The following is a 23,010-nucleotide window of genomic DNA, read 5'->3' as shown; positions in this document are numbered from 1 at the left end:
CCCCAGCGCCGACATCAGGATGAACAGGTTCATCTCGGCAATGCCGAGCTCGATGTGCTGTCCGTCAGGAGAAAAATCCCAGTTGAAGGTCGAGGGGATCTTCTCGCTGCGGAACAGATCGGCCTTCTCGGCGCGCGCGAACAGTCCGCGGCGGTTGACCCAGGCACCGAGATTGGTCGACACCGTGACGTCGGGCGATGCCGTGACGATGCGCGCGGCCAATTCGGTCTCGCCGCGCGCGAGTTCATTGAGCACCAGCCCAAAACCCTGCTGCGTGGACATCTGCGGCGACGGCGTGAATGCCAGCCGCTCCGGCACCTCGATCACAGGCGCGCTGAGGCGGCGCCGGCCGTCGCGGTTGAACGGTGCTTCCGCCAGAAACGCCTCCAGCGCCGCCGGTGGCTGCGACAGTCCCTCGAATTTTTCCCACTCATGTCCGGGCCGGATGTTCTGCGCGCCGCGCCATTTCTCCATCTGGGTGACCGTCATCAAGCCCGCATGATTGTCCTTGTGGCCCTGGAACGGCAGCCCGACGCCCTTGATGGTGTAGGCGATAAAGCAGACGGGACGATCGTGATCGATGGCCTCGAATGCCTCGATCATGCTGGCCATGTCATGGCCGCCGAGATTGGACATCAGCGCCAGCAATTCGTCATCGCTGCGCCGCTCGATCAGTTGCGACACCGCGCCCTGGTCGCCGATTTCATCGCGCAAGTGCTTGCGGAACGCCGCCCCGCCCTGAAAACACAATGCCGCGTACATCTGGTTCGGGCAGTTGTCGATCCAGCGCTTCAGCGCTTCGCCGCCGGGCTCGGCGAACGCCGCGCGCATCAGCCGGCCGTATTTCACGATCACCACGTCCCAGCCGAAATTGCGGAACATGGATTCGAACTTCTCCCACAATCCCTCGCGCACCACCGCGTCGAGACTCTGGCGATTGTAGTCGACCACCCACCAGGTATTGCGCAGCCCGTGCTTCCAGCCCTCCAGCAGCGCCTCGAAGATGTTGCCTTCGTCCATCTCGGCGTCGCCGACCAGCGCGATCATCCGCCCCTCCGGGCGGTCCGTCATCCAGCCATGCGCTTTGACGTAATCCTGCACCAGCGAGGCGAACAAGGTCTGGGCGACACCAAGGCCCACGGAGCCCGTGGAAAAATCGACGTCGTCGGTGTCCTTGGTGCGCGACGGATAGGACTGCGCGCCCTTGAAGCCGCGAAAATTTTCCAGCTTGTCGCGGGTCTGGTGACCGAACAGGTACTGGATGGCGTGAAACACCGGGCTCGCATGCGGCTTCACCGCGACGCGATCCTGCGGCCGCAGCACCGAGAAATACAGCGCCGACATGATGGTGGCGAGCGACGCCGAGGAGGCCTGATGGCCGCCGACCTTGAGGCCATCGACATTCGGCCGGATGTGATTGGCGTGGTGGATGGTCCACGACGACAGCCACAGCACTTTGCGCGCCAGCGCGGACAGCATGTCAAGGCGTGCGGGTTCGGTCGGCATGGCGGGTCTCCCTGCACCGTGGCTACCGCGCGATATTAACGGGCAGGCCCGCATCAAAAATCTCAAATTTTCGCGACATACCGCTCCGGATTGGGATAAATTACCAATATATGGTCCATTAAACAGAGTTTATCCCAATGCCCACGCTCGATGCCATCGACCGCAAAATCCTCGGCCTGCTGCAATCCGACAGCCGCACCACCATGCAGGAACTCGCCGACAAGGTCGGCCTGTCGGTCTCGCCCTGTCACCGCCGGGTCAAGCTGCTCGAGGAGCGCGGCGTGATCTCGCGCTACATCGCCACCGTCGACCAGAAATCGCTCGGCCTGCATGTCAGCGTCTTCATCTCGATCAAGCTGGCGCGGCAGAAGGAGGAGGACCTCAACCGGTTCGCCAAAGCGATCTCGAAATGGGACGAGGTGCTGGAATGCTATCTGATGACCGGCAACCGCGACTATCTGCTGCGCGTCGTCGCCGCCGACCTGTCATCGTATGAGGCGTTTCTGAAAAACAAGCTGACACGGCTCGACGGCATCGCCTCGATCGAATCGAGTTTCGCGCTCAGCCAGGTGAAATATTCAATCGCGCTGCCGGTGTGAGGACCAGCCTCAGGCGTTGGGAGACGGCTCGGCCTCGAGCAGAACAAGCTGCGAGCGCCGCAGCCGCTCGCGGTGCGCGGTATAGAGACCGCTGGCGACAACGAAGATGGCGCCGGTCACGGTCCAGACATCAGGCACTTCGCCGAACACCAGAAAGCCGAGGATGCTGACCCACAACAGCTGGGTGTACGAAAACGGTGCCAGCACCGACGCGTCGGCGTAGCGAAAGGCCAGCACGACGATCCACTGCCCCGCGGTCGACGCCACGCCGATCAGAATTCCGAAAACAATATCGTGCCAGCTCGGCGCCACCCAGACCAACGGGACCAGCGCGGTGAGAATGCCGAGGCCGACAATCGACGAATAGGTCATCGTGGTCATGACGGCTTCGCGTCCGCTCATCATCCGCGTCATGATCAACATGCAGGCCCAGGACAGCGCCGACACCAGCGGGAAAAACGCGGCCGGATTAAACGCGCTGGAGCCCGGCCGCAGGATGATCAGCACGCCGATCAGTCCGACCGCGGTCGCCAGCCAGCGGCGGACACCGACGCTTTCTCCGAGAAACACGATCGACAACGCGGTGACGAGCAGCGGTGAGACAAAGCCGGTCGCGGATGCTTCGGCGATCGGGAGAAACCGCAGGCCGGAAATGAAAAACAGCGAGGAACCGAGCAAGGCGACGCCGCGCATCACCTGCAAACCGGGACGCGCGGTTCGCAATGCGAATAAACGCAAACCCGGCAGCATCGCCGGGACCATCACCAGCGCGAACACCAGAAACCTGATCCAGGCGATCTCGATCGACGGCAACGTCGCCGACAGATATTTCGACGTCACATCCGAGAGCCCCAAAAACACGGTCGAGGCGAGGATCAGCGCAATGCCACGGAACGGCCGGTCGGCGCGCGCGGGCGCGGTGCGTCCCACCAGCTTTTTCTCGGGCAAAGGCAATGCGGCGCTGTCCAGCCTGGCGGCTGCGGATGGCGGGGTCACGGGTGAGCTCGGGCGCAGGAATGATCGAATCGGGTGAGCGGCCAAAGGACGATAATTGCCCGGCATCGGCAAGGTCCGAAAACAGGAAGCCGATATGCATGATTGGGCGCGGTGGCGGGCCGCGCCGCAACGGCTACAGCATCGGCAGCCCGCGCGGCTTCGGACCACGCGGAAAGGCCTGGTCCAGCATGGCGATCTCGGCTGCGCTCAGCATCAGTTTCCCCGCCGCGGCATTGTCGGCGGCATGATCCGGTGTCGAGGCTTTCGGAATCGCGAGCACAGAAGTTTCGCGCGTCAGAAAACCCAGCGCCGCCTGGCGCGCCGACACGCCATGCGCTTTCGCAATGCCCTGCAGGATCTCGCCCGCTGCGCTGCGCGGCGACGGAAAATCATCGTGACCGAACGGCGAATAAGCTACCACCGCGACGCCGTGCTGCGCGCACCACGGAATCACCGCATGCTCGATCGCGCGCTCCTGCAGATGATAGAGCACCTGGTTGCAGGCGATCTTGCCTTCGCCTGCCACCGCCAGCACCTCGTCGAGGTCGTCGCTGTCGAAATTGCTGACGCCCCAGGCGCGGATTTTTCCCGCGCTGACCAGCTCCTCGAACGCCGCGACGGTCTCGGCCAAAGGATATGATCCGCGCCAATGCAGGAGATAGCCATCGAGCCGGTCGGTTTTCAGCCGCTTCAGCGAGCGTTCGCAGGCCGTGATGGTGCCGCGCCGCGAGGCGTTGCTCGGCAACACTTTCGAGACCAGAAAAACCTCGTCGCGCCGCCCGGCAATGGCTTCGGCGATCACCAGTTCCGCATCGCCGTACATCTCGGCGGTATCGATATGGGTCATGCCGAGATCGACGCCACGGCGCAGGGCGGCGACCGCGGTTTTGCGATGGCCCTGGTCGATATACCAGGTGCCCTGCCCGATCACGGATACATCTGGACCGCGGCTGCCGAATTTTTTCTGCTTCAAGATTTCCTCGCAATACAGTCGGTCGGTTGACCCGGCCGGTTGGCGTCGGTGGGCGTGCTGGGCTGCAGCATAAATGAGCATATCCGCGCCGTCGATATTGTGGGACGAGCCGAGCGCGGAAAGCAGATGCATCGAAATAGTATGACGTTCTTGTCCCGATCCCGCAGCGTGCTATCAGTGCGGTACCGGGCGCACCAACCGGCCGGGCTAATGCCGAACATTTCGACTAAATAATCACCGCCATCAAAGGCGGATCCAGGGAGGATATGATATGGCCCTTTTTGGCCCGTCCCGGCGTTCCCTGTTGCAGGGGACAATGGCAGCAAGTGCACTCAGCCTTACCGGATTTCCCGCGCGCGCCGACGTGCAGTGGAAGAAGTATGCCGGCACCAGGCTGGAAGTGATTCTGGCCAAGGGTCCGCGTGGCGACAACCTGCAAAAGAACATCAGGGAATTCACCGAGCTGACCGGCATTGAAGTCGAGTCGGAGCAGATTCCCGAGCAGCAGCAGCGGCAGAAATGCGTGATCGAACTCGCGTCCGGCAAGCCGAGCTTCGACGTCGTTCATGTCAGTTATCACGTGCAGAAGCGCCAGTTCGAGAAGGCCGGCTGGCTCGCCGACATCTCCGGATACATGAAGAACCCGAATCTCACCGCGCCCGATCTCGTCGAGAGCGATTTCTCCGCTGCCGGGATTCAGTATGCCAAGAACAACAAGGGCCAGATGCTGTCGCTGCCGTGGTCGGTCGACTACTTCATCCTCTATTACAACAAGGAGCTGTTCCAGAAGAAGGGCGTCGCGGTGCCGAAGACGCTGGACGAGATGGTTGCGGCAGCCGAGAAGCTCACCGATCCCAAGGAAGGCACGTTCGGTTTCGTCGGGCGCGGCCTGCGCAATGCCAACATGGCGCTGTGGACGAATTTCTACCTCAACTATGGCGGCGAGTTCCTCGACAACAATGGCAACATCCTGACTGACGGCCCGGAAGCCGTCGAGGCGACAAAACTCTATCAAACGCTGCTGACCAAAGCCGCACCTCCCGGGGTAGCCGGCTTCAACTGGATGGAATCGATGGCCTCCTTTACGCAAGGGCGTTCGGCGATGTGGATCGACGCCGACGGCTGGGCACCGCCGCTGGAGGATCCGGCCGCGTCGCGCGTCGTCGGCAAAGTCGGCTATACGGTGGTGCCCGCCGGACCCAAAGGGCAATATTCGTCGACCTATGGCGACGGCATCGGCATCGCGGCCGCGAGCAAGAACAAGGAAGCCGCCTATCTGCTTTGCCAATGGGCTGTTTCGAAGGCGCAGGGTACGCGGTTGCTGCAGGCCGGCGGCGGCGTGCCATTCCGCAACTCCGTGCTCGACGACCCCGAGGTCCGCAAAGGGGTCAAGAACCAGGAATGGCTGCAGTCCGTGATCGACTCCGCCAGGATCAGCAAGCTCGGCCTCCCGGTTGTGGTCCCGGTCGCCGAATTCCGCGATCTCGTCGGCGCGGCGCTTACCGCAACGCTGTCAGGCGGCGACCCCGCCACGGAATTGAAAAAAGCCCATGAGCAATTTCGTCCGATCCTGGAACGCAGCGAGAAAGCGTGAGCGCAATATCCCAAGCCGGTCCGGCGGCCTCTGAAAAGGCAGCCGCGCCTCAAGAACAATGGCGGCGACCGTCGTACTGGCCGTTCGTGGTGCCGGCGCTGGTCGTGGTGCTCGCGATCATCATATTTCCCTGGCTGTTCACGATCTGGATGAGTCTGCACGAATGGAAGGTCGGCGCGCCGCCGACCTTCGTCGGGCTTTCGAATTACATCCGGCTGCCGAGTGATACGCGTTTCGTCGAGTCGGTGTGGCACACGCTGGTCTATACCGCCCTGTCGGTGGTGCTGCCGGTCGTGTTCGGCACGCTCGCCGCGGTGGTGTTTCACGCCAAATTTCCGATGCGTGGCTTCCTGCGCGGCCTCTTCATTCTGCCGATGATGGCGACCCCGGTCGCGATCGCGCTGGTGTGGACGATGATGTTCCACCCCCAACTCGGTATCCTCAATTACCTGCTGTCGCTGGTCGGCCTGCCGCCGCAATTGTGGGTGTTTCATCCCGCGACCGTCATTCCTTCGCTGGTGATGGTCGAAACCTGGCAGTGGACCCCCTTGGTGATGCTGATCGTGCTGGGCGGGCTTGCCGCGATTCCGGCCGAGCCCTATGAGAGCGCGCTGATCGACGGCGCCACCCGCTGGCAGATATTCCGCTACATCTCGTTGCCGCTGATCATGCCGTTCCTCTTCATCGCATCCATGATCCGCATGATTGACGCGGTGAAGAGTTTCGACATCATCTTCGCCATTACCCAGGGCGGCCCCGGCAGCGCCTCGGAAACGATCAACCTCTATCTCTACAGCGTTGCCTTCGTTTATTACGATGTCGGATACGCCTCCGCGATCGTGGTGGTCTTCTTCGCCCTGATCGTCGCACTCGCCGGCGCGCTGCTTCGGCTGCGCCAAAGCACCCACTGGAACGACGCGGGAGGCTCCGCATGAGCCGGCTCCGACGCCTGCTTGGCCGGATCGGCCTTGCCTTCGCGCTGTTTGTGATCGTCTCGCCGGCGGTGCTGTTCTTCGTCTGGATGTTGTCGCTGTCGGTCAAATTCGAGATCGACAACGCGTCGTATCCGCCAGTCTTCATCCCCGAGCACTTCAACTGGGGCAACTATGCGGCGGTTCTCGACTCCAAGCGGTTCTCGACCTATTTCACCAACAGCCTGATCGTGACGGGGGCTTCGACCGCATTCGCGCTGCTGGTCGGCGTGCCCGCGGGCTACGGCCTCGCCCGTATGCGCGCCCACAAGGCGGCGGTGGTAATCCTGATCGCGCGCATCACGCCTGGCCTGTCCTATCTCATTCCTCTGTTTCTGCTGTTCCAATGGCTTGACCTGCTCGGCACGCTCTGGCCGCAGATCATCATCCATCTCGTGGTGACGGTGCCGATCGTGATCTGGATCATGATCGGCTATTTCGAGACCACGCCGATGGAGCTCGAGGAATCGGCGCTGATCGACGGCGCCACCCGCTGGCAGGTGTTTCGTTACGTGGCGCTGCCGATCGCCCGGCCCGGCATCGCGGTCGCCTTTATCCTCGCGGTGATCTTCTCCTGGAACAATTTCGTGTTCGGCATCGTGCTGGCCGGGCGCGAGACGCGCACGCTGCCGGTCGCCGTCTACAACATGATTTCCTTCGACCAGTTGAGCTGGGGGCCGCTCGCCGCAGCGGCGCTGATCGTCACCCTGCCGGTGCTGCTGTTGACGGTTTTCGCGCAGCGCCAGATCGTGGCAGGGCTGACGGCGGGAGCCGTCAAGGGCGGCTAGAGCTCTGGTCAGTTCGCCGCAACCGCCAGCCGGCGTTGTTCGGGATTTGCCGAGGCACCGGCAACATCGACCTGCGCGATCAGGCGCTTCAATTCCGGAATGCACGAGCCGCAATTGGTACCGGCCTTGAGCCGCGCGCCGATCTCGGCGGCGGAAGCAGCGCCCGCAGCGATGGCGTCGCAGATCGTAGTGCGGCCGACCCCGAAACAGGCGCAGACAATGGGGCCGGCGCTGGCGAGCCCGTCCATCGACTTGCCCGACAGCAGCGTGCGGCGCTGATCGTCGCTGAGGGTGCCGGCCCCAAACAGGCTCTTGACGACGTTCCAGTCGCCGGCATCCCGTGCGGGGCCCATGAACAGGCAGGTTTCGATCTGGCCCGCGGCAAACGAGGCCGCGCGGTAGACGCCGCCGCCAAAGTCCCTGTATTCGGCAAGATCGCTGCCGGCGACCGACCGCAACCAAGCCTGCCACCCCCTGAGATCGGCATTGTCGGCGAGCAGATAGCCATAGCCGCCGGTGACGGTGACACGCGCCCACCAGGCGTGGTCAGGCAATGGCAGTTGCACGCGCGACAGCGCAAAGCCGCGGAACACATATTCGTAAGGCACGATGGACGCCGGCGTCGCCTTGTTTTCGGGCTGGCCGGAAAACGGATCGGTGAACGGCGCCACCAGCGCCCCCACCCGCGCGGCCGACGCCGTCGCCTCGCTCCAATGGATCGGCGCGAACAGCATGCCACGCTGCTGCCGTTCACTGACCACAACACGCAGCAGGCATTGCCCGTAGTCGGTGACAACGCGCGCGAAGCCGCCATCGACGACCCCCGACCGCGACGCGTCGTCGGGATGAATCTCGACGAACGGCTCGGGCAGATGCTGGCCCAGCCGGGGGCTGATGCCGGTGCGCGTCATAGTGTGCCATTGGTCGCGGATGCGGCCGGTATTCAGCCGCAGCGGCCGTCCGGCGGTGGTCTCGGTTCGCAGCGCCGGAATTTCCGGCGCGATGAAGCGGGCTTTTTGGTCGTTGGAAAAAAAGCTGCCGTCGGCGAAAAACCGCTGCTGCGGCTCGGTATCGCCAAGGCGGTGCGGCCACAGCACCGGCGCCATCGCATCGAACGCCTCGTCCGACAGCGATTTCAACGCCCCGATATCGAAATCGCGGCCGCCGCTGTTCTCGAATGCCGACAGAGCGGCATGTTCGCGAAACACTTCGGCCGGCGAATTGAACGCGAATGCCGCGCCAAAGCCGAGACGCTTGGCCACCTCGCTGACGATCCACCAATCCGGTTTGGTTTCACCGGGCGGGGTCAGGAACGCGCGCTGCCGGGAGATGCGCCGTTCCGAATTGGTCACGGTTCCGGATTTCTCTCCCCACGCCTGCGCCGGCAGCAACACATGCGCGCCGGCATTGACGGTGTCGTTGGAGCCGACGTTCTCCGAAATCACGAACAGCTCGAGCTTCTTCAGCGCGGCGCGCGCGGCGTCGGCGTCCGGTAACGACACCGCCGGGTTGGTGCCCATCACCCATAGCGCCTTGATTTCGCCCCGCGCGATCGCCTCGAACATCTGGACCGCCTTCAGCCCTTCATGGGTCGCGATGCGCGGCGCTTTCCAGAACCGGCGCACGCGGTCGATGTCCGGCGGCGTGAAACCCATATGCGCGGCGAGCTGATTGGCGAGGCCGCCGACCTCGCGGCCGCCCATCGCATTGGGCTGCCCGGTCAGCGAAAATGGCGACGCACCTGGCTTGCCGATCCGTCCCGTGGCGAGGTGGCAATTGACGATGGCATTGACCTTGTCGGTGCCCTGCGCCGACTGGTTGACGCCCTGCGAATACAACGTGACGACGCGCGGCGTATCGCCGAACATCTGGAAAAACGCCGCGACATCCGCTTCGGAGAGGCCCGTCGCCAATGCGGTCGCGGCCGCACTGCCGGCCATGCCGCGGGCCCGCGCCAGCGCCAGCGCCTCTTCGAAACCGCTGGTATGACTTTCAATGTAGTTATGGTCGAGCGCGCCGCTGTCGGCGAGATGCACCAGCAATCCGGAAAACAGCGCAGTATCAGTACCGGGCTTCAATCCCAGAAACAGGTCGGCATCTCCGGCGGTATCGGTCCGGCGCGGATCGATCACGACGATGCGCGCACCGCGTCGTTGCTTGTTGACGAGCATGCGCTGGAACAGAACCGGATGGCACCATGCCGCGTTGGAGCCGACCAGCACCAACAGATCGGCCTCGTCGAGGTCTTCATAGCAACCGGGCACGGTATCGGCGCCGAAGGCACGGCGATGGCCCGCGACCGACGACGCCATGCACAGGCGCGAATTGGTATCGACATTGGCGCTGCCGATGAATCCCTTCATCAGCTTGTTGGCGACGTAATAGTCCTCGGTCAACAACTGCCCGGAGAGATAAAATGCCACCGCGCCGGGGCCATCGCGTTTGATGATATGCGCAAACCGGTGCGCGACATGGTCGAGCGCGTCGGTCCAGGCCACCCGCTCCATCGAGCCCTTGCTGACGCGAATCATCGGATAGAGCAAGCGCTCCTCAAGGCCGAGGGTTTCGCCGAGCGCGGAGCCTTTCGAGCACAGCTTTCCGAAATTGGCCGGGTGCTCGGGATCTCCCGATACCGCGGCACCGCCACGACCATCTGCGGTCGCCAACACGCCGCAGCCGACGCCGCAATACGGACAGGTGGTGCGCGTGGCGCGCAGGGCGGGATCGACGGCCGTCATCGCGGTAATCCGGTCATCGGGTCATGCCGCCTTCGACAGGATCGGGAGCGGGCGTCCGAACATCATATCGGCGCGAATGGCGGCGATGGATTGCCGGTTGCGGATCAATTCGAGATACCAGAGCGCATCCCCGGTCTCGCCGACCAGCACCGCGCCGGTCAGCCGGCCCTCGGATATCACCAGCTTCTTGTAGGCACCGCGCCTGACATCGCTGAGCACGATGGCTTCGCTGCCTTCGCTGCCGAGGAAGTCGCCCGCGGAAAACACGCTGACGCCGGAGACCTTCAGATTGGTCGCCACGACGCTGCCGCTATAATTGGCGCTCGTCCTGCCGGCCAGATGCTGCGCCAGCACGCGCCCCTGCTCGTAAGCCGGTTCGACCAGGCCGTAACAGATGCCGCGATGCTCGGCGCATTCGCCAAGCGCGAAGATATCAGGTGCGCCGGTTTGCAGATGATCGTCGACGACGATGCCGCGATTGACGGCAATGCCGGCGTCCCTGGCCAGCGCGATATTCGGTCGAATGCCGGCGGCGAAGATCACCGCGTCGGCGTCGATCCGGCGTCCGTCCGTCAGTTCGACGCCTTCGACATGGGTCTCGCCGTGAATACGCGCGGTGTTGGCATTGAGCACGACCTCGATGCCCTTGCGCTCGACCAGGGATTTCAGCAGTTCTCCCGCCGGTGGATCGAGCTGGCGCTCCATCAGCCGGTCCATCAGATGGATCAGGGTCACCGGCGCGCCCGCCTTGGCCAGGCCGTAGGCGGCTTCCAGTCCCAGCAATCCGCCGCCGACCACGACGACGCGTTTCTTCTGGGCGGCGAGTGTCAGCAAGAGATCGACATCGCGACTGTCGCGAAACGTGTGTACGCCGGAAAGTTCGGCGCCGGGCACGTTGAGCCGCAGCGGCGTCGAGCCGGTGGCAAGAACCAGCTTGGAAAACCCGACGCTTTCCTCATTGGCGATCTTGAGTTCGCGGCGGCCGACATCGATCTCGGTGACGGCGCAGCCATATTTCAAGGTGACGCCGCGATCGCGCCACCAATGGGCTGGCTTGAGCTCGATGTCGTGGGACGCGGTCTCGCCCGCGAGCACCGACGACAGCAGCACGCGGTTATAGGCCAGCCGCGGCTCGTCGCCGATCACGGCGATGGCGTAGCGCCCGAGCGCAACCTTCGCCAGTTCGTCGACCAGACGCGCTGCCGCCATTCCATTGCCGACGATCACCAGCGGTTCGCTCACGGCGTATCCTTACTCGGCCGCTTGCGAACGACCGTAAGCTTCGGAAATCATGTAACCGGACAGCGTCCCGTAAGCCGCGGTCCAGGCGTCGGCGATTTCGGGCGTCCAGCCGTCGCCAAGTCCCTTTTCCAGTGTCCACAGCAAGGCTGAGCCGACGACGGGATAGTGCTCGGCCTTGGCGCCGTAGCCGACATGGCGCTTGGCCAGCGCGCTCGCGGCCGGCAGGATCGAGGGCAGATCGCCGAGACCGTTGACCACGGCGGCCAGCATCATCATCAGTTTACGACGCTGCTCGGTCATATCGGCGGGAAACATCGCCTTCACCTGCGGCGCGACCTCGAATAGCCGGTCGTAGAACAGCACTGCCGCGGTTTCCGAAATCGGCGCGACCTTGGCGAAGCTCTGCTGCACGAGTTTGACCTGGTCTGGTGTCATGTTTTCCTCCTGCTTTCTGGCTGTTTCGGATCCCTCTCCCCGCTGGCGGGGAGAGGTTAGTCAGCACGCTTGTTCAGATCCGCGCTTCCGCGAGGCTGGTCGCACCCGATGTGACCGGGCTCCTGCGCAGGTAGAACCACCAGGTCAGTGCGAGGCAGACCGCGTAGAATCCGAGATAGATCACCAACGCCAGTTGCGGACCGCCGGTCATGGCGATCGATTTGCCGAAACCGCTCGGGATCAGGTAACCGCCGCAGGCACCGATCGCGCCGATGAATCCGACCGCAGCACCGCTCTCGATGCTGGCGGTCTTGAGGGCAAGCGCCCGGCCGGCTTCGCCGGTGCCCTTTGCCTTTCGAAGATTCTCCTCGCGGAAGATCGACGGAATCATCCGGTAGGTTGAACCGTTGCCTATACCGGTGGTCACGAAGATGATGAGAAACATCGACAGGAATCCCGTGAAGTCCTTGATCCCCACGAAGTACAGCACGCCAATCGTGGCGGCCCCCATCACGATGAAATTCCAGAACGTGATGATCGCGCCGCCGATCTTGTCGGCCAGCAGGCCGCCGAGCGGACGCGACAATGAGCCGACCAGCGGTCCGAGGAACGCGATGGCGATCGTGACCGCCGGAAATTGTGTCTTGATCAGCAGCGGGAAGGCAGCCGAGTAACCGATGAAGGAGCCGAACGTCCCGATGTAGATGAAGGACATGATCCAGGTATGCTTGTTCCCGACGATCGCGAGCTGGTCCTTGAACGAGGACTTGGCCGAGGTCAGGTTGTTCATGAAGAACACGGCGCCTGATATCGCGATGATCAGCGGCAGAACCCACATCAGGCCGGCATTCTGCAGATAGACCCCCGACACCGGGGCTGCCTGGTAAAGGTTGATCAGGCCGACCCCCATCAGAATGGGCGTGAGCAATTGCACGCTGCTGACGCCGATATTTCCGCCAGCCGCGTTGAGGCCGAGCGCCCAGCCTTTCATGCGATCGGGATAGAAGAACGAGATATTGGCCATGCTGGAGGCGAAGTTGCCGCCGCCGAGACCGGCGGTGGAAGCCACCAGCAGCATCAGCCAGAACGGGGTCTCCGGCTGGCTGACGAAATAAGCCAGCCCAAAGGTCGGGATGAAAAGCACCGAAGCACTGAAGATGGTCCAGTTGCGGCCGCCGAACATCGTGACGGCGAAGGTGTACGGAAATCGCATCAGCGAGCCGATCAGTCCGGGGATCGCCACGAGTTGAAACAGTTGGTCGGTGGTGTAGTGGAACCCGGCCGCCGGCAGTTTGGTGGCGACGATGCTCCAGATCAGCCAGACGGAAAACCCGATATGCTCCGCAACAATCGACCAGATCAGATTGCGGCGGGCGACGACCTTGCCGGTGGCGTTCCAGAACGTCTCATCCTCCGGCTTCCATTCTGAAATCCAGCTCGGGTTCTGCTTGCTCATTAAGGCGTTCCTTTCTGAACGGCGTTGGTGCGGCCATCGGGGGATCGCGCTTGAGGACATAGAGGCGCGCTCTGGGGAGGCCCCAGTCTGGCGGTTTACAAATCGGATGATTGGTTTCGATGGACGGCATCAATGGCGTCAGCACTAGCTATTCAAGCTTTGTGCCAAGCCGCCGTATCGCGAAAAGAAGATATATTATAATAAGTTATAGGTAGGATCGTCACCGCCTACCGACCGCGATCCGCCGCCAAAATTTGCGATTCGCTCATTTGTTGTGCGCCGCACAACAAATGAGCAGAAGATCCGAGCCCGATTTTCAGGCGTCTTCGGTCACCGCCATCATCGGCTTCGGCGCCGTTCCCTGGCCCGGCTTCATGCGAAAATTATAGGTCATCAAATGCCACGGCGTGGTGGCCGCCGGCTTGCCGTCGGGCATGACAGGATCGGTGCGCTTCTCGATCTTGGAAATCAGGTCGTCCTTGACCCCGAACACGACGTCGGTATCGAGATATTTGTCGCCCTCGATGAAGACATGGGTGACCAGCGGCTCGTAGCCGGGCGCATTGACGAGAAAGTGCACATGCGCCGGCCGCATCGGATGACGCCGGACCTGCAGGATCATCTCTCCGACCGGGCCGTCGGTCGGGATCGGATAGCTGCAGGGCAGAATGGTACGAAAGAAAAACCGGCCATCGGCGTCGGTGACGAACCGCGCCCGCGATGACGGCCCCTGGGTTTCGTAGTCCGGCTTTTGCGAATCATAGTAGCCGTCGTCGTCGGCATGCCAGACATCCACCGGAACGCCCGCCAGCGGTTTGCCCCCGAGATCCGTCACCTGGCTCTGCACAAACATCCGCTCGCCCTGCAGATTGGCGGAGATATCCGTGCCGTGCGGCATCGCCTTGTGCTCGCCGACATAGAACGGGCCGAGCACGGTGGTCTGGGTGGCGCCTTCGCGTTCGCGATGGTTCACGGCATCGACCAGCATCGAAACCCCGAGCACATCCGACAGCAGGATGAATTCCTGCCGGCTCGGGGTGCATTTCTGGCCGGTGCGGGTCAGAAAATCGATCGCGTATTCCCATTCGCCGAAGGTGAGATCGGTCCTGCGGACATAATCGTGCAGCGATTTGACCAGTTCTTCCATCAGAAACTTGACACGCGGGTCCGGCGTCTCCTCAAAGCTGCGGATCACGGCGGCGGTGAGTTCGGTGTCGTTGAATTGGGGCATGTTGCTGTCCTGCGGGTTACGCCATTGCTAATACAAGTCTACACCAGCGATCCGGCCATGGTAAGCGGGCTGCGGTTGGAACAGGACGCACTTTTCGGCTATCAAGGCAGCCCCGCGTCAGCTTCCGGAGAGCATTCCGATGTTAGCCCCCGCCTCGCCCGAATCCGCCGGCATGTCCAAGGCCGCCTTCAACCGTCTCGAAGACCATCTGAAGCATCGCTACATCGATGCCGGCCGCTTTCCGGGAACGCAGCTCCTGGTCTACCGCCGCGGCAAGGTCGTGCACAGCGCGGTGCAGGGCTTTGCCGACCTCGAGCGCAAGGCGGCCATGAAGGACGACACCATTTTTCGCATCTATTCGATGACCAAACCGATCACCTCGGTGGCCTTCATGATGCTGGTCGAGGAAGGCCGTGTCGCGCTCGACGAGCCCGTCCATAAATACATCCCGGAATGGAAGAACCTTGGCGTTTTCCAGGCCGGGACGGTGCCGGCCTTTCTGGCCAAACCGCCATCGCGGCCGATGCTGATCGTGGATCTTCTGCGCCATACTTCCGGCCTGACTTACGGCTTCCAGCAGCGCTCCAATGTGGATGCGGCCTATCGCGAAATGAAGATCGGCGAGGTCGAGAAAGCGGGAACGCTGCAATCGATGATCGATGACCTGGCCAAAATTCCGCTGGAATTTTCGCCCGGCGAGGCCTGGAACTATTCCGTCTCGACCGATGTGATCGGCTATCTGATCGGCAAAATCAGCGGCCAGCCGTTCGAACAGTTTCTGAAGCAGCGCATCCTCGATCCACTCAAGATGAAAGATACCGACTTCTTCGTGCCGGCCGACAAGGCGCATCGGTTCGCGGCCTGCTACTCGGCTAGTCCGCAAGGCGCCATGACGTTTCACGCGACCGATCGCAAAGGCGGCCTGACCCTGCAGGATGACCCGGCCACCAGCTCTTTCCTGTCGCGGCCGTCATTCATTTCCGGGGGCGGCGGCTTGTGCTCGACCGCGGCCGATTATCTCACCTTCTGTCGCGCCCTGCTCAATGGCGGCGAACTCGACGGTGTCCGGCTGCTCGGCCCGAAGACGCTGGCGCTGATGACGTCAAACCACCTGCCCGGCGGACGCGATCTGCCGGAAATGTCGCGATCACTGTTCAGCGAGGCGACCTATAACGGCATCGGTTTCGGTCTCGGCTTTTCGGTGACGATGAATCCCGCACTGACATTGATTCCCGGCAGCGCCGGCGAATATGCCTGGGGCGGCGCGGCAACGACCTCGTTCTGGATCGATCCCGCAGAACAGCTGATCGCCATCTTCATGACCCAGGTGCTGCCGTCGAGCGCCTATCCGATCCGGCGCGAACTGCGCACCATGGTCTACACGGCGATCACCGACAGCAATCTCTAGCTCCGGTTTCGCTGACGCGGTTTTAGCCGAAATTCTGCAGGCCCGGGAACGTCTCGAGCAGCCAGATGCTGACGGCGGAGACGCTGCCGGTGAGAAAGCCGATGCCGGTGATCACCATCAAGACGCCCATCGCCCGCTCGACATTGGCCAGATGGCGTTTCATCCGCGCGAACAGCGCGGAGAACTGTTCGACCATGAAGGCCGCGATCAGAAACGGAATCCCGAGCCCGGCGGAATAGACCGCGAGCAGGCCCGCGCCTTTGGCCACGGTCGCCTCGGCCGCCGCCACCGACAGGATCGCCGCCAGGATGGGCCCGATGCAGGGCGTCCAGCCGAATGCAAAGGCGAGACCCATCACATAGGCGCCCCATAATCCCACCGGTTTTGGCGCCGTCAGCCGGCCCTCCCGCATCAGCAGACCGATCCGCGTCAGCCCGAGGAAGTGCAGGCCCATCACGATGATGACAATGCCGGCGATGATCGACAATTCGGCCGACCAGGCGCGGATCAGGCTTCCGATCAGCGACGCGCTGGCCCCGAGCGCCACGAACACGGTGGAAAAGCCGAGCACGAACATCACGGCCGATATCATCACCGGATGACAGTGTCTCGTCATTGGCGACATGCTCGATGGTCGCGCCGGTCAGATAGATCAGATAGGGCGGCACCAGCGGCAGCACGCAGGGCGACAGGAAGCTGACCAGACCGGCAATCAGCGCGGCGGGAATCGTGACATCGTGAACCATGATGCCCTTGATGTAACCGATGTAAGGGAATGCGCAATGCTGACGCCGGTCCGGGCGCGGCGTTACCGGACTTCTATCGAAAACGTGAAGAGCCGTCGCGGCAAAGGATCGTTGCTATTTGACGAGCTTCAGCGAGACCGGAGGGCGTCCGCCCTGGCCTTGGGGTGATTTCGGATCGCTCGGCTGTTCCGTCGACGCTTCATCCCGCACCATCGCATCGCACAGCGCCTTCAATTCCGAGTCTGCAATTCGATTGAGTTTAATCCGAAGCTCAAGGATCGCCACGGACACCAATTGCGCGGTTTCCCGGTTACCGCCGGCGACGAGAGCCGCCTGGCACTCCTCAAGCGTTACCAAAATCGACTGTGTTCGTTCTTCTGAATTAGCCACCAGCGTTTTTTCCGTTACCGAACTTGCAAGGTAAAATCGAGGTGATCCAGTCGGTTTTTTCATAAGCCCCTCCCCGCTCCAGATAGTCCGGATGGTTTCCAAACGGCGCGGTCAATTTTTCCGTTGCACAGTTATGTGACATTGTTGTTGCTTCGATCAGGTTATGCTTCGACCAAGCTCGACGGAGAGATGCCCACAGATCCGGCACGCCCAGGCCGCCGAGGCTTTGATCCGCCAACACGGTAGAAGGTTTGCCAAGAATAGCACGGCGGCCGCCGCGTTCGAATGCCAATCATTGCATCCTTGAAAAAAACTCGCGGTCCGGGACGAGCAACGGCGTGGACGCGATGGAAAGCCGTCGACGCGTCGTGCCTGGAGGCTTGTGCCTGACGTCGCGGTGGCCTCCCAATGACGCCACGATTCACAGGTTTTCCCCGTAATTTCCCGGGGGTGCCAGCCTGGACGGTAATTATAAACGTTCAAAAAACGTTCAAAAAGCGTCCGTCCTGAACCCGCCGAGGTTGTGGTTCGCTCAATATTCTGCCAAATTCCAAACCTAGCGGGCGGAACAGGTTGTGCATGCATCTGGCGCTGGAGACAGCGTTGCTCAGGAGATAGGTCGGCGAGGTGCGGAACATTGTACCTCTCAAAATCGAAGTACGACCATCATCCATCAATAAGCGTAAGTTTCCCGCGGTTTAAGGACGAATTGATTCAATCGCGCCCAAAGCAGTATATCCTACTATAAGGGGGGAACCCCGGCCCTTCTGTTGGGGGCTTCACGACCGAAGGACGGTAAAGACAGTATGAACAAATCAGTAGCAAAGAAGATGAAGCAGCGCAGCGCCGGAAAGCCGGACATCGAACTCGGCAAGCGCATTCGATTGCGGCGTGTCGAGCAGCGGATTTCGCAGGCGGAACTCGGCGATCAGCTCGGCGTCAGCTTCCAGCAGGTTCAGAAATATGAGAAGGGGGTCAACCGCGTCGGCGCCGCCCGTCTTCAGCAAATCGCCACTGCGCTCGATGTGCCCGTTACATTCTTCTACGATGGCGACGGCAAGGCGCGGGAAGTCGAGAGCCTGCTGTTTCTGGACAGCGCATTCAGCCTGAGGCTGCTGCGGGCCTACAGCAAGATCAAGGATCAGACCGTACAGCGTCAGCTGGTGTCCTTGATGGAATCCATTGCCGCGAACGAAGCCTAGCGCCTGGTCCGCCAAGGTATCGGCAGGTATCGGCGGCCCGAGCGGCCGCCGCCTAGCGAATCCCGTTTGAAGCGCCTCGGATACGATCGATCAACGCCCGCGGATCATCCGGCAGTGTGTTGCCGCGCCAGGCCACATGCTGGTCCGGTCGCGACAACACCAGCGCGTCAGAAAAGATGCCGGTCGCCGGTCGTTCGACGTCGAGAAGGCGAAGCGGCACCCCGCGGCTGTGGGCCGCGGCCTGGAGCGCGGCAACATCGACGGCCGAACCGAACCGCAGCAGCGTGAACTCCGGCCCCATTGCGTCGTAGAGCGAGCGACCATCCGCCAGCCACAGATGCGGCGTGCGGCAACCCGGGACCGTCGACGGCGTATAGCTGTCCATCGTATAGGCCGGGTGTTCGGCGCCGTCATACGCAATGATCGGTGAGCGATCATAATAGGTGCCGAAGTTGAGACCGGCGCAGGCATATTGCTGGACGTTGATCTCGTAGCTCAGACGCCCGACGTCCCGCCGTATACGCTCACCCTCCGACCCCGCATCCTCGATTGCATCGGGCACCGCGCCGCGGCGGCGAATTTCAGCCTCCGCGTGCGACATCGCAAACCGCGAAACCTGGCTGGTGATCGGCCAACGCTCCGCCTCATAGGCGTCGAGAATGGAGACCGGCGCCCAGCCGTTGAGATGAGCGGCCAGCAACCAGGACAGGTTGGTGGCGTCGGCAATCCCGGCGTTCATGCCGTAACCGGCATAGGGCACCCAGATATGCGCCGCATCGCCGGCGATGAACGCGCAGCGGTCGCGAAACCTGTCGGCGATCAGGCGGCGCCCGTACCAATCCTCCCTGGAGATGATGTCGTAGCGGAAGTCCGCATCCACGCCGAGGATGGTTCGAATGCAGGCGTCGCGATCCACCGAATCGAAATCGCCCTCATCGGGCTTCATGTAGTTGTGCACCAGCCAGCGCTCGCGGCCGTCGATCGCATACACCATGCCGGCGCGGCGGGGATTGATGACGCCGGTGCCCCAGGCGCGCTCATGGTGCTGACGATCGATCAGGTCGGGGGCGCGGATATAGGTCGACTGCACGCGCTGCACGACGGCGTCGCCGGCCAGTTCGGCGCCGATCGCCTTGCGGACGATGGAGCGCGCGCCGTCGCAGCCGACGAGATAATGGCAGCGCAAGCGCCTGACGGCGGTGGTTGCGAGATCGCGCAACGCCACCTCAGCGAAAGTGTCTTGCACCACCACGTCCTCGACCGATGTCCGGCTGATGATGCGGATGCGCGGCTGCGCGGCGGCATGCTCGAACAGAATCGGCTCGAGAAATATCTGGTTGATGCGATGCGGCGGCTCTGGCGTCGGCCAGTTGCAGTCCGGACCATCTTTGGTTGTGAAGCGATCGCGGCGGCAGGGGATCGGAATCCGCGTCAGCTCCTGCCCCGTGAACGCAGTGCGATAAACGATGTCGTGCGGATAATCCGCGGGCAAACCGGCGTTGCGCACCTTTTCGGCAAGACCTAGCCGCCGGAATATTTCCATAGTGCGGGCGGCGACGTGGTTGCATTTCGGCTCCGGCGGCGCCGCCGGCGCGCGCGTCTCCACCACCGTGACGTCGATCCCTCGCCACGCCAAATCAATCGCAAGCGTGAGCCCGACCGGCCCCGCGCCAACGATCAGCACATTGGTTTCGGTCAATTCAGTCATTCCAGTTCGGCGCCCGAATTCCTGACGATAACGGCCCAGCGGTCGACTTCGGCCCGGACATAGGCTGCAAAACTGTCCGGCGTGGAGCCAGTCAATGGCTCCAGCGCCATCGTCGTCAGCCTGTCGCGCGTCGCCGGATCGGCCAGCAATGTTGCGATCTGCGCGGCCAATCGATCGGCGATGGTCCGGGGCAGGCCCGCGGGCGCCACCACGCCTTGCCATGGGACGAGTTCGAACCCGGCCAGGCCGGCTTCACTCAGCGTCGGAATCTCCGGCGCCACGGCGACCCGACCTGGTGTCGTGACCCCGAGCACCCTCACCTTGCCCTCACGGATCTGCGGCAACGCGAGGGGAAGATCCACCACCATGAAGGGAATGCGTCCCGCAATCACATCCAGCATCGCCGGCACGCCGCCGCGATACGAGACGTGCCGGACATCGATTCCCGCCGCCGCCTTCAGCATTTCGGCGCCCAGATGCTGCGGACTGCCGTTGCCGGCCGAACCATAGGCCAGTCCCGGATTGGATTTGGCATAAGCGATGAACTCGCTCAGCGTTTTCACCGGAAGCGACGGGCTGACGATCAGCGCGAACGGGACGCCGGCCACCAGCGCGATCGGGGTAAAATCCCGGACCGGATCGTAGGGCAGCTTGCGGTAAAGCGCCTTGTTGATGGCCAGCGTGGTCGAGGTGGCCAGCAACAGCGTATAGCCATCCGGCGCCGACCTCGCGACCTGATCTGCTCCCAGCGCGGTCGCCGCGCCCGGTTTGTTCTCGACCACGACGGTCGCGCCAAGGCCGGTCCTGAACTGCTCGGCGACCAGGCGGCCGAGAAAGTCGGTGGTGCCCCCCGCCGGATAAGGCACGATCAGCTTGATGGCCTGGCTGGGATAGGCCGGCTCAGCCCAAGCTTTCTGTATCGTCAAGGCCGGCAGCCCGGTCAGCACAGCCAGCCCGCCGCCAATTCCGGCCATCGCCTCCCGGCGGCTCAACGGCATGGGGTCTCCCTGAGGGCGGATTTTCTTTTGGTTCGGCACGCGCCCTGGCGAACCATATTAGCTGCCGCCGCGACATATCCAAGGCCGCCAACCTCGAATCCGGACATTGCGGCGGCGCAACAGCCGCGATGCCAACTTAATCAGGACGCAACCTTCGTGGGTTACATTTGTTGTTAGACCTGATTGCGGATCGCCTCCGATCCCGTTGGTTCGGCTTCGGCGGCGGAGCCTGTCGATTTCACGCCAGCGCCATCGCGGCGCATTCCAGGGGCATCATACATGCGAACCATGACCATCGTTGCCATTGCCACGATGCTTGCCGCCGCGCCGGCGTTGGGTCAAAACGCCGGCACCGCGCCGCAGGTGGCGGCAGCGGGCGCTGCCACCCCCGCGGCGCATGCCGCATCGATCAAGCCGGCGGCGGCATCGACCCCTGAATCACGTTCCGCCGCAGCCCTGGCGCTATCGCACGAACCGACCTTCGATGAAGGCACGGCGCAGCGCATCCAGGAAGCGGCGCTGAGTTATTCGGATCTGGCGGTACGCGGCGGATGGCCGATGATTCCCGCCGATGCCAAATTCGCGCTCGACGCGCCGGGCCCAAACGATGACCTGCTGCGCCAGCGCCTGCTGATCAGCGGCGATCTCGCTGCCGACAAGGCAACCGGACCGTTTGACGAGGTTGTCGCCGAAGCCGTGATGCGCTTCCAGTCGCGCCACGGCCTGGCGCCGACGGGCACCGTGAACCCGCGCACCCTGGCTGCCCTCAATGTCCCCGTGCAGAAGCGGATCAAGCAGCTCGAGGCCTCGCTGGAACGGCTCGAAAACATGAACTTCCAGTTTGGACAACGCTACGTGGTGGTGAACCTGCCCGCGGCATTCGCCGAGGCGGTCGAAAACGACAAGGTGGTGCGGCGCTATCGCGTGATCGTCGGCAAGACCGAAAAGCCGTCGCCGACGCTGACCGCTGAAATCACCAGCGTCAACCTCAACCCGACCTGGACCGTGCCGTCATCGATTTCGAAAACCGAAATCTCGGCGCATATGCGCAAGGATCCGAACTATCTCGCGCGCATGCACATGGACGTGCTCGATGCGCACGACAATCCGATCGATCCCCACTCGGTGGACTGGTCCGGCACGCACACGCCGAATTTCACCGTGCGCCAGCAAAACGGCGCCTGGAATGCGCTCGGCGCCGTCAAGATCGACATGCCGAACCCCTATTCGGTGTACATGCACGATACCAACCAGCGCAATCTGTTCAGCGACGACTACCGCTTCGACTCCCATGGCTGCTCGCGGGTCGACAATGTGCGCGATCTCGCGGCCTGGCTGCTGCAGGAAGAGATGCCGAAATGGAACCGGGCCGCGATCGACGCGGCCATCGCCACCGGCCAGCGCGAGGACATCGTGCTGCCGAAAAAGGTCCCGGTGGCCTGGATCTATCTCACGGCGTGGATGACCAGGGACCAGACGATCCAGTTCCGCAACGACATCTACGACCAGGACGAGCAGCTCCTGGAAGCCACCGCCGAGGAAGCCGCCTTCTTCAACAAGGCGGCCAATCACCCGCTGACGGCGCATCTCGCACAATAAGCATTATGGAATGACCGTTGCCGGTCTGGCGCGGGGCAATTATTCCCCCGCATCGCTGAAGGCTGGGCTAAAATGCGGACACGGCCGGCTTTCACGCGGGTGGATTTCGGCCGGCGCATCCGTCCTTACCGAAAGCCTCACCCATGCTAGATGTCCCGAAAAGCGCCGACAAATCCTTCGCCGACGGCAAGATCCTGCAGAGCGTCACCGAGGGCGTCGGCACCGTCACCTTCAACAATCCGGACAAGCGCAACGCGATGTCGCTCGACATGTGGGACGGACTGGGCACCGCACTGATAGAATTGCGCGACGATCCCGAGGTACGCGTCGTGATCATGACCGGCGCCGGCGACAAGGCATTCATGTCGGGCGCCGATATCAGCCAGTTCGAAAAAAACCGCCATAACGCGCAGGCGTCGGAAGAATATGG

Annotated in this window: 20 protein-coding genes and 1 pseudogene; 8 read left to right on the top strand and 13 right to left on the bottom strand. The window is 62.7% G+C overall.

Features of this window, described 5'->3' with window-relative positions; all coding sequences use genetic code 11:
- Positions 1-1,506: thiamine pyrophosphate-dependent enzyme (locus ABR948_RS19195; RefSeq protein ID WP_490337845.1), on the bottom strand; the 1,506-nt coding region annotated here is incomplete at its 3' end.
- Positions 1,507-1,643: 137 nt separating this feature from the next.
- Here ABR948_RS19195 and ABR948_RS19190 point away from each other — a divergent pair.
- Positions 1,644-2,105, top strand: coding sequence for an Lrp/AsnC family transcriptional regulator (locus ABR948_RS19190; RefSeq protein WP_428120764.1), 462 nt, complete (start codon positions 1,644-1,646; stop codon positions 2,103-2,105).
- Between the two features lie 9 nt (positions 2,106-2,114).
- Here ABR948_RS19190 and ABR948_RS19185 read toward each other — a convergent pair whose 3' ends face one another.
- Together ABR948_RS19185 and ABR948_RS19180 are read right to left on the bottom strand one after the other, a co-directional pair.
- Positions 2,115-3,101: a DMT family transporter gene (locus ABR948_RS19185; RefSeq protein WP_428120762.1), complete on the bottom strand. Its 987-nt coding sequence runs from the start codon at positions 3,099-3,101 to the stop codon at positions 2,115-2,117.
- A 133-nt stretch (positions 3,102-3,234) separates the two neighbouring features.
- Complete coding sequence (locus ABR948_RS19180; protein WP_428120760.1) at positions 3,235-4,074, bottom strand: aldo/keto reductase; 840 nt, start codon at positions 4,072-4,074, stop codon at positions 3,235-3,237.
- A 271-nt stretch (positions 4,075-4,345) separates the two neighbouring features.
- On the opposite strand from ABR948_RS19180, the gene ABR948_RS19175 reads away from it, so the two are divergent.
- Genes ABR948_RS19175 through ABR948_RS19165 form a run of 3 tightly spaced genes read left to right on the top strand, consistent with a single transcriptional unit; the run spans position 4,346 to position 7,427 of the window.
- Complete coding sequence (locus tag ABR948_RS19175) at positions 4,346-5,668, top strand: ABC transporter substrate-binding protein (protein WP_428120758.1); 1,323 nt, start codon at positions 4,346-4,348, stop codon at positions 5,666-5,668.
- A complete protein-coding gene (locus ABR948_RS19170) occupies positions 5,665-6,603 on the top strand; it encodes a carbohydrate ABC transporter permease (protein WP_428120756.1) in 939 nt (312 codons plus the stop codon). Before ABR948_RS19175 ends, ABR948_RS19170 begins: the two co-directional genes overlap by 4 nt.
- On the top strand, positions 6,600-7,427 hold the full coding sequence (locus ABR948_RS19165; RefSeq protein ID WP_428120754.1) for a carbohydrate ABC transporter permease: 828 nt from the start codon (positions 6,600-6,602) through the stop codon (positions 7,425-7,427). The genes ABR948_RS19170 and ABR948_RS19165 overlap by 4 nt, the downstream gene beginning before the upstream one ends.
- An 8-nt stretch (positions 7,428-7,435) precedes the next feature.
- Here the strand turns inward: ABR948_RS19165 and ABR948_RS19160 are convergent, their stop codons facing one another.
- From ABR948_RS19160 to ABR948_RS19140, 5 genes are all read right to left on the bottom strand, one after another.
- Positions 7,436-10,165 (bottom strand): molybdopterin-dependent oxidoreductase, encoded by a 2,730-nt coding sequence (locus tag ABR948_RS19160; RefSeq protein WP_428120752.1) that lies wholly within the window; start codon positions 10,163-10,165, stop codon positions 7,436-7,438.
- A gap of 21 nt (positions 10,166-10,186) precedes the next feature.
- The gene (locus ABR948_RS19155) at positions 10,187-11,407 is read right to left on the bottom strand and encodes an NAD(P)/FAD-dependent oxidoreductase (RefSeq protein ID WP_428120750.1); all 1,221 of its coding nucleotides are present in this window, start codon (positions 11,405-11,407) and stop codon (positions 10,187-10,189) included.
- A gap of 9 nt (positions 11,408-11,416) precedes the next feature.
- A complete protein-coding gene (locus ABR948_RS19150) occupies positions 11,417-11,842 on the bottom strand; it encodes a globin family protein (RefSeq protein WP_428120748.1) in 426 nt (141 codons plus the stop codon).
- A 73-nt stretch (positions 11,843-11,915) separates the two neighbouring features.
- Positions 11,916-13,298 (bottom strand): MFS transporter, encoded by a 1,383-nt coding sequence (locus ABR948_RS19145; protein WP_428120746.1) that lies wholly within the window; start codon positions 13,296-13,298, stop codon positions 11,916-11,918.
- Between the two features lie 316 nt (positions 13,299-13,614).
- On the bottom strand, positions 13,615-14,529 hold the full coding sequence (locus ABR948_RS19140; RefSeq protein ID WP_428120744.1) for an intradiol ring-cleavage dioxygenase: 915 nt from the start codon (positions 14,527-14,529) through the stop codon (positions 13,615-13,617).
- 139 nt (positions 14,530-14,668) lie between these two features.
- Between ABR948_RS19140 and ABR948_RS19135 the strand changes: the two genes are divergently transcribed.
- The gene (locus tag ABR948_RS19135; RefSeq protein ID WP_428120742.1) at positions 14,669-15,937 is read left to right on the top strand and encodes a serine hydrolase domain-containing protein; all 1,269 of its coding nucleotides are present in this window, start codon (positions 14,669-14,671) and stop codon (positions 15,935-15,937) included.
- 22 nt (positions 15,938-15,959) lie between these two features.
- Here the strand turns inward: ABR948_RS19135 and ABR948_RS19130 are convergent.
- From ABR948_RS19130 to ABR948_RS19120, 3 genes and pseudogenes are all read right to left on the bottom strand, one after another.
- Positions 15,960-16,683, bottom strand: a pseudogene (locus ABR948_RS19130) (cytochrome c biogenesis CcdA family protein).
- A gap of 114 nt (positions 16,684-16,797) precedes the next feature.
- The gene (locus ABR948_RS19125; RefSeq protein WP_428120740.1) at positions 16,798-17,136 is read right to left on the bottom strand and encodes a hypothetical protein; all 339 of its coding nucleotides are present in this window, start codon (positions 17,134-17,136) and stop codon (positions 16,798-16,800) included.
- Positions 17,066-17,365, bottom strand: coding sequence for a hypothetical protein (locus ABR948_RS19120; RefSeq protein WP_428120738.1), 300 nt, complete (start codon positions 17,363-17,365; stop codon positions 17,066-17,068). Before ABR948_RS19120 ends, ABR948_RS19125 begins: the two co-directional genes overlap by 71 nt.
- Before the next feature lie 514 nt (positions 17,366-17,879).
- Here ABR948_RS19120 and ABR948_RS19115 point away from each other — a divergent pair.
- On the top strand, positions 17,880-18,275 hold the full coding sequence (locus tag ABR948_RS19115) for a helix-turn-helix domain-containing protein (protein ID WP_428120736.1): 396 nt from the start codon (positions 17,880-17,882) through the stop codon (positions 18,273-18,275).
- Between the two features lie 52 nt (positions 18,276-18,327).
- Here the strand turns inward: ABR948_RS19115 and ABR948_RS19110 are convergent, their stop codons facing one another.
- Together ABR948_RS19110 and ABR948_RS19105 are read right to left on the bottom strand one after the other, a co-directional pair.
- Positions 18,328-19,983 carry an FAD-dependent oxidoreductase gene (locus ABR948_RS19110; RefSeq protein ID WP_428120734.1) on the bottom strand — a complete coding sequence of 552 codons (1,656 nt, stop codon included), beginning with the start codon at positions 19,981-19,983 and terminating at the stop codon, positions 18,328-18,330.
- The gene (locus ABR948_RS19105) at positions 19,980-20,981 is read right to left on the bottom strand and encodes a Bug family tripartite tricarboxylate transporter substrate binding protein (protein ID WP_428120732.1); all 1,002 of its coding nucleotides are present in this window, start codon (positions 20,979-20,981) and stop codon (positions 19,980-19,982) included. Before ABR948_RS19105 ends, ABR948_RS19110 begins: the two co-directional genes overlap by 4 nt.
- A gap of 279 nt (positions 20,982-21,260) precedes the next feature.
- On the opposite strand from ABR948_RS19105, the gene ABR948_RS19100 reads away from it, so the two are divergent.
- Both ABR948_RS19100 and ABR948_RS19095 read left to right on the top strand, forming a co-directional pair.
- On the top strand, positions 21,261-22,580 hold the full coding sequence (locus tag ABR948_RS19100; protein ID WP_428120730.1) for a L,D-transpeptidase family protein: 1,320 nt from the start codon (positions 21,261-21,263) through the stop codon (positions 22,578-22,580).
- 143 nt (positions 22,581-22,723) lie between these two features.
- The coding region (locus tag ABR948_RS19095) for an enoyl-CoA hydratase-related protein (protein ID WP_428120728.1) at positions 22,724-23,010 on the top strand (287 nt) is incomplete at its 3' end.

The organism is Bradyrhizobium sp. (assembly GCF_050014615.1).
Taxonomy (GTDB): domain Bacteria; phylum Pseudomonadota; class Alphaproteobacteria; order Rhizobiales; family Xanthobacteraceae; genus Bradyrhizobium.
The sequence above is the reverse complement of the archived record's forward strand: the minus strand, read 5'-3'. Positions and strand labels throughout refer to the sequence as shown.